Source organism: Dietzia aerolata, assembly GCF_014144865.1.
In the GTDB taxonomy this organism is placed as follows: Bacteria; Actinomycetota; Actinomycetes; order Mycobacteriales; family Mycobacteriaceae; genus Dietzia; species Dietzia aerolata.
In genome coordinates this window covers 1-6,918 of record NZ_JAALDM010000272.1, presented here as the reverse complement: position 1 = coordinate 6,918, position 6,918 = coordinate 1, and the positions used below count along the sequence as shown (strand labels likewise).

Below are 6,918 nucleotides of genomic sequence, written 5' to 3'. Positions count from 1 at the left end.
CGGCCGGGCCGTCGGGCGCGGTCCCCGGTTCGGCGAGGGCGCGGGAGGCGGAGCGGGCGGCCCCGGGGCGACGACGATCCGGGCCGAGCTCGACCTCGAAGCGGTCGCCTTTGTCATCGGAGCCGATACAGCGGACGCGCTCGTCGGCGGGAACCCCGGCGGCGCGGACGGCGTCGACGAACTCGTACAGCTCGCCGTAGGTGACCCCGTCGAGGGTGAGGGTGAGGTTCATCGTTACTGGCATGCGCCCAGGTTAGTGCCGGTCGCGCCGGGTGCGCATCGGTGACGACCCCCGGTTCGACCCCGAGATCAGATCTCGCCCCAGAACACGTGGTCCACGGCCTTGCGACCGTGGCGGGTCACGCGCAGGTATTCGTTGAGAAACTCGGCGCCGTCGGAGGACCCGGTGCAGATCGACGCGACCGCGGCCAGCACCTTGCCCTGGCCGGGCAACTGGTCCATCGCCTTCCCGCGCGCCAGCACGAGCGCATTGCGGGCATGGCCGGCCATGAGCCACGACTGCACGAGCGCGTCCCGCTCGGCCTCGCTGAGCAGCTCCGCGGAGGCGGCGGCGTCCAGTGCCTCGAGGGTGGAGGTGGTGTGCAGGGCAGGCACGGTGGACGCGTGCTGCATGGTGAGCAGCTGCGCGCACCACTCCACGTCCGCCAGTCCCCCGCGTCCGAGTTTGGTGTGGGTCGCCGGATCGGCGCCGCGCGGGAGCCGCTCGGCGTCGATGCGTGCCTTCATGCGGCGGATCTCCTGCACGACCTTGGGTGGGACGCCGTCGGCCGGGTAGCGGTAGTCGTCGATCATGTGGAGGAAGTCGAGACCCAGGTCGGGGTCGCCCGCCACGAACGAGGCGCGGAGCAGCGCCTGGAGCTCCCAGGTCTCGGCCCACGTGGAGTAGTAGGCGCGGTAGGAGGACAGGGTCCGCACGAGGGGACCACTGCGCCCCTCGGGACGCAGGTCGGTGTCGAGGTCCAAAGGAGGATCCGACGACGGCGACGACAACAGCCGGCCGATCCGTTCCGCGACCTGTGTGGCCCACTTCAGGGCGTCCTCCTCGGGCACCCCCTCGGCGGGCTCGCACACGATCATCACGTCGGCGTCCGAGCCGTACGACAACTCGTTCCCGCCGAGTCTGCCCAGGCCGATGTAGGCCAGGCGAGCCGGCTGCGGGCCGCCGCCGGGCAGCATGTCACGACTCACGGCCGCGAGTGCCGCTTCGAGCACCGCCTTCCACACCGAGGTCAGGCGTCGGCCCACGTCGGGCAGGCTAATCATGCCCAGGACGTCGGCCGCGCCGATCCGCGCCAGCTCGGCACGGCGCAGGGACCGGGCCGCGGCGATGACCTTCTCGGGCGTGCGGTGACGGGCGGCGGAGGCGGTGAGGGCCGAAGCGATGTCGGAGACCTGGGCGGCCACGAGCAGGGGCCCCTCGGCTCCGTCGGTGAGGTCGGGGATCACCTCCGGGTTGCGCATGAGCAATTCGGCGACGAACACCGAGGTGCCCAGCACCCGGATCAGGCGGCGGGCCACGATGCTGTCGTCGCGCAGGGTGCGCAGGAACCAGGTGATCTCCTCGTTCTCCTCGCACAGCTTCCGGTAGGCGAGCAGGCCCGCGTCGGGGTCGGGGGTGTCGGCCAGCCACTCCATGAAGGTCGGCAGGAGCAGCGCCTGGATCCGGCCCCGACGGTTGTTCTGCCCGGCGAGCGCCCGCAGATGTCCCAGCGCATTGCGAGGGGAACCGAAACCCAGCGCGCCGAGCTGCCGCTCCATCGCCGCGGGGCTCAGCGAGAGCGCCTCCGCGTCGTAGGAGGCGATCGAGTCCAGCAGCGGGCGGTAGAACAGTTTCGAGTGCAGGCGCCGCACCCGCCGGCGGATCTCCCGCAGGCTCTTGCGCAGTACCTGCGCCGCGTCGTGGGGGCCGTCGGGGCGGATGCCCGCGGCGCGGGCGAGCCAGCGGTACCCCTCGTCGTCGTCCTCCTCAGGCAGCAGGTGGGTGCGCTTGTAGCGCTCGAGCTGGAGTCGGTGCTCCAGGAGCCGGAGGAACTCGTAGGCGGAGATCAGGTCGGCGCCGTCCTCGCGGGCGATGTAGCCGCCGTCGCGCAGCGCGCCGAGCGCCTCGATCGTGCTGAGCACGCGCAGGTCCTCGTCGGTGCGTCCGTGCACCATCTGCAGGAGCTGAACGGCGAACTCCACGTCCCGCAGTCCGCCGCGGCCGAGCTTGAGCTCGCGGTCGCGCAGGGTCTCCGGCACGTTCTCCTCGACCCGGCGCCGCATGGCCTGCACGTCGTGCACGAAGTCCTCGCGCTCGGCCGCCGTCCACACCATGGGGTGCACGGCCTCGTGGTAGGCGGTCGCCAGCGCGAAGTCACCGGTCATGGGCCGCGCCTTGAGCAGGGCCTGGAACTCCCACGTCTTGGCCCAACGTTTGTAGTAGGTGGTGTGGGACTCGAGCGTGCGCACGAGCTCGCCGGCCTTGCCCTCGGGACGCAGGGCGGCGTCCACCTCGAAGAAGGCCATCGAGCCGATGCGCATCATCTCGCCCGCCACCCGCGTGGTCTTGGCGTCCGACGGCTCGGCGACGAAGATGACGTCCACGTCCGAGATGTAGTTGAGCTCACGGGCTCCGCCCTTGCCCATGGCCACCACGGCCAGCCTGGCGGGCATCGGCGACTCCGGGTAGACGGTTGTCACGGCCACCGCCAGCGCGGCGGTCAGGGCCGCGTCGGCAAGGTCGGACAGCCGGTGGCCGACCTCGTCGAACGGCACGAGCGGCTCGTCCGGCTCCACGGTCGACGCCAGGTCGTGGGCTGCCAGCAGTGCCACATGGTTGCGGTACGTCACCCTCAGGACGTTCACCGCGGCACCGCCCGTGATCGCGGCCCGGTAGGTGCCGGGGGTGCGCAGGTCCTCGCTCTGGGTGGGTTCCGGGGCGTCCTCCGCCGGCTCCTCGGGCACGGCCTCGACCGCACCGAGCATGTCGGCCAGGACGTCGCCGGGCTCCGGGAGCGACTCCCGCATCAGGGTCCAGCGGGTCGGCTCGGCGACGATGTGATCCCCGAGCTGGCTCGAGGATCCCAGCAGCGCGAGCAGACGCGCCCGCACCCGCGGGTCCGTCCGCAATGTCTCGTCCAGCGCGGCCACGCCACTGTCGACAGCGATGGTGCCGCCACTTCGGGCATGGGACAGGGCCGCGAGCGACTCACGGATGCGGACCAGAGCGGTCAGGGCCAGATCCGGATCCGGAGCTCGAGACAGGGCCCGGAGAACGGGAACGGCGTCGTCGTCGTCCCACCCCAGGTACTCGAGGTGTTCCGCCGCCCTGTCGTCGAGGAGCCCGAGCCGGCCGGGGCTCGGGATCCGCCGACGGGACGAGTCCCTGCTCACAGCGCCAGGTAGTTCCGCAGCTCGAACGGGGTGACGTCGCTGCGGTAGTCGCGCCACTCGCGACGCTTGTTGCGCAGGAAGAACTCGAAGACATGCTCGCCGAGGGCCTCGGCAACCAGCTCCGACTCCTCCATCGCGTCCAGCGCCTGCTCGAGACTGCCCGGCAGGTCGGTGTAGCCCATCGCCCGACGCTCGCGCCGGCTCATGGTCCACACGTCGTCCTCCGACTCCGGCGGCAGCTCGTAGCCCTCCTGCACGCCCTTGATGCCGGCGGCGAACATCACCGCGAACGCCAGGTACGGGTTGCACGCCGAGTCCGGACTGCGGACCTCGATCCGGCGCGACGAGGCCTTATTCGGCGTGTACATGGGAACGCGCACCAGCGCCGACCGGTTGGCCCGCCCCCACGTGGCCGCCGTGGGCGCCTCGCCGCCGCCGATGAGCCGCTTGTAGGAGTTGACCCACTGGTTGGTCACCGCCGAGAACTCCGGCGCATGCGTGAGGATCCCGGCGACGAACGACTTGGCAGTGGACGACATCTGGTACTCGTCATCCGGATCGTGGAACGCGTTGGTGTCGCCCTCGAACAGGCTCATGTGCGTGTGCATGGCCGAGCCCGGGTGGTCGCGCAGGGGCTTGGGCATGAACGACGCCCGCACCCCGTTGTTCAACGCGACCTCCTTGACGATGTAGCGGAAGGTCATGATGTTGTCCGCCATGTTCAGCGCGTCCGCGTAGCGCAGGTCGATCTCCTGCTGGCCCGGCGCGCCCTCGTGGTGGGAGAACTCCACCGAGATCCCCATCGCCTCCAGTGCCTCGATCGCGTGGCGGCGGAAATGCGGCGCCGTGTCGTGGACCGCCTGGTCGAAGTAGCCGCCGTTGTCCGTGGGCACTGGCTCCGCGCCGTCGGTGTCCAAGCTGTGGAACAGGAAGAACTCGATCTCCGGGTGCACGTAGCAGGAGAAGCCGAGGTCGGCGGCCTTGTTGAGCTGGCGACGCAGCACGTGGCGCGGATCGGCCCAGCTCGGGCCGCCGTCCGGGTTGAAGATGTCGCAGAAGATGCGGGCCGTGTGCTGGCCGCCGTCGGCATGCGCCCACGGCAGCACCTGAAACGTCGACGGATCCGGCTTGGCTACCGTATCCGCCTCCGAGACGCGCGAGAAGCCCTCGATCGCCGATCCGTCGAAGCCGATGCCCTCACCGAACGCCCCCTCGAGTTCGGCGGGGGCGACGGCCACGGACTTGAGCGTCCCCAGCACATCGGTGAACCAGAGCCGGACGAACCGGATGTCGCGTTCCTCTAGGGTCCTGAGAACGTACTCCTGCTGGCGGTTCATGCCGTCCAACCTAGTGCCTCCCCCATTACGTCCGTGTGACATCCCGTCGTCGACGCGCCGACGCGCCGCCTCGAGCACCGAACCCGCGCCCGGAAGGCGCCCGTGGCAGACTCGTTCGCGACACCGCACGGCGGCGGCCGCGCACGTCACCGCCCCCTGTCCACCCGGGGACCGGAGCGCATTCCGGCCTCGAGGTCACCGAAGGAAGGCCACACCGATATGAGCGACAACCCCGACACCCCGGTCTACGGATCCGGCGGCGCGGCAGACACCGATCAGCAGGGTCTGACCCGGGTCACGCGCATCCATCACCTCGCCGAGCTCAAGGCGGCCGGCGAGGCCTGGCCGATGCTCACCGCGTACGACTTCGTCTCCGCCCGCCTGTTCCAGGAGGCCGGGATCCCGGTGCTGCTGGTGGGCGACTCCGCCGCCAACGTCGTCTACGGATACGACACCACCGTTCCCGTCACCGAGGACGAGATGATCCCGCTGGTGCGGGCCGTCACCCGTGGCGCCCCCAAGGCCCTCGTCGTGGCGGACCTGGTCTTCGGCTCCTACGAGGGCTCGCCCGAGATGGCCGTCGCCGCTGCCACCCGCATGATGAAGGAGGGTGGCGCCCAGGCCGTCAAGCTCGAGGGCGGCGTGCGCATGGCGCCGCAGATCCGGGCGATCGTCGATGCCGGCATCCCCGTGATGGCCCACATCGGCTTCACCCCGCAGTCCGTCAACGGCCTGGGCGGTTTCCGCGTCCAGGGCCGAGGCGACGCCGCCGACGAGCTCCGCGCGGACGCCCGGGCCGTGCAGGAGGCCGGCGCGTTCTCCGTGGTGATGGAGATGGTCCCCGCCGACCTGGCCAAGGAGGTCACCGACGAGCTGGAGATCGCGACCGTCGGCATCGGCGCCGGCAACGGCTGCGATGCCCAGGTGCTGGTGTGGCAGGACATGGCCGGATACGGCACCGGCCGCACCGCCAAGTTCGTCAAGAAGTACGCGGCCCTGGCCGACGAACTGCGTGATGCCGCCCGCGAGTACGGCACCGAGGTCCGGTCGCGGGCCTTCCCCGGGGCGGAGCACTCCTTCTGATGTCGACCGCCGGGACCGCGCCGCGCCGGATGCCGTATCCGGACATCGAGCCCTACGAGACCGGGATGCTCGATGTGGGTGAAGGCCAGAGACTGTACTGGGAATGCTGCGGCAACCCGGACGGTACGCCCGTGGTCTTCATCCACGGCGGTCCCGGCGGCGGCACCAACCCGGCGCACCGCCGGATGTACGACCCGGCTGCCTACCGGATCATCCTTGTCGACCAGCGCGGCTGCGGTCGCAGCTCCCCACATGTCGCCGACGGCGCCGACCTGGCGGTCAACACCACCTGGAGCCTGGTCGCCGACCTCGAGCGCCTGCGCGAGCACCTCGGGATCGAGACGTGGCTGCTCTTCGGCGGGTCGTGGGGCTCGACGCTGGCCCTCTCTTACGCCCAGGAGCACCCCGAGCGGGTTCGCGGTCTGGTCCTGCGCGGGATCTTCCTGTGCCGACCCTCGGAGATCGACTGGTTCTACCGCGGCGGCGCGGCGCACCTGTTCCCCGACGTCTGGGAGGGATACCTGGCGCCACTGATCGCTGCGGACGGCGCCGAGGCGGTGCACGCTGCCGGGTATGACCACGTGGCCGCCTATCACCGGCTCCTGCACTGTGGCGACCCGGCCACCGAGCTCGCCGCCGCGCGCGCGTGGACCACGTGGGAGACCTCGACCTCCCAGCTACTCCCCCGCCGCGCCGCCTCCGACGGTTCCGGCGACTCGGACGGCGTCGGCGACCGGTTCGCCCTGGCGTTTGCCAGGATCGAGAACCACTACTTCGTCAACGACGCCTTCCTCACCGGCAGAGCGATCCTGGACCGGATGGACCGGATCGCCCATCTACCGGTGGTGATCGTGCACGGTCGCTACGACGTGGTGTGCCCGGTCGCCAATGCCTGGGAGCTGCACGCGGCGTGGCCGGGCTCGACGCTGCACATCGTTCCCGACGCCGGCCACGCTATGGCCGAGCCCGGGATCACGCACCACCTGCTCGAGGCAACGGACAGCTTCCGGGGCTGATCCCTGAGCCGTGACGGCACCGCCGGGCCGTGCAGGCGGCCGGGTGCCTCGGCTCGGTGCGCCCGCTCGCGCATCGAGCAGAGCATTCG

General features: G+C 70.8%; 5 protein-coding genes. 2 read left to right on the top strand and 3 right to left on the bottom strand.

Going from position 1 to position 6,918, the window contains the following annotated elements; translation table 11 throughout:
- From G6016_RS14610 to glnA, 3 genes are all read right to left on the bottom strand, one after another.
- On the bottom strand, positions 1-244 hold a 244-nt coding region (locus tag G6016_RS14610; protein WP_241730336.1), incomplete at its 3' end, for a hypothetical protein.
- A 65-nt stretch (positions 245-309) separates the two neighbouring features.
- Positions 310-3,393 carry a bifunctional [glutamine synthetase] adenylyltransferase/[glutamine synthetase]-adenylyl-L-tyrosine phosphorylase gene (locus G6016_RS14605; protein ID WP_182633348.1) on the bottom strand — a complete coding sequence of 1,028 codons (3,084 nt, stop codon included), beginning with the start codon at positions 3,391-3,393 and terminating at the stop codon, positions 310-312.
- Positions 3,390-4,730 (bottom strand): type I glutamate--ammonia ligase, encoded by a 1,341-nt coding sequence (glnA, locus tag G6016_RS14600; protein ID WP_182633347.1) that lies wholly within the window; start codon positions 4,728-4,730, stop codon positions 3,390-3,392. The genes G6016_RS14605 and glnA overlap by 4 nt, the downstream gene beginning before the upstream one ends.
- 219 nt (positions 4,731-4,949) lie before the next feature.
- On the opposite strand from glnA, the gene panB reads away from it, so the two are divergent.
- Positions 4,950-5,813, top strand: a complete 864-nt coding sequence (gene panB, locus G6016_RS14595) for a 3-methyl-2-oxobutanoate hydroxymethyltransferase (RefSeq protein ID WP_182633346.1) — start codon at positions 4,950-4,952, stop codon at positions 5,811-5,813.
- Positions 5,813-6,829, top strand: coding sequence for a prolyl aminopeptidase (gene pip / locus G6016_RS14590; protein ID WP_182633345.1), 1,017 nt, complete (start codon positions 5,813-5,815; stop codon positions 6,827-6,829). Before panB ends, pip begins: the two co-directional genes overlap by 1 nt.
- The last annotated feature ends 89 nt before the right edge of the window (positions 6,830-6,918 follow it).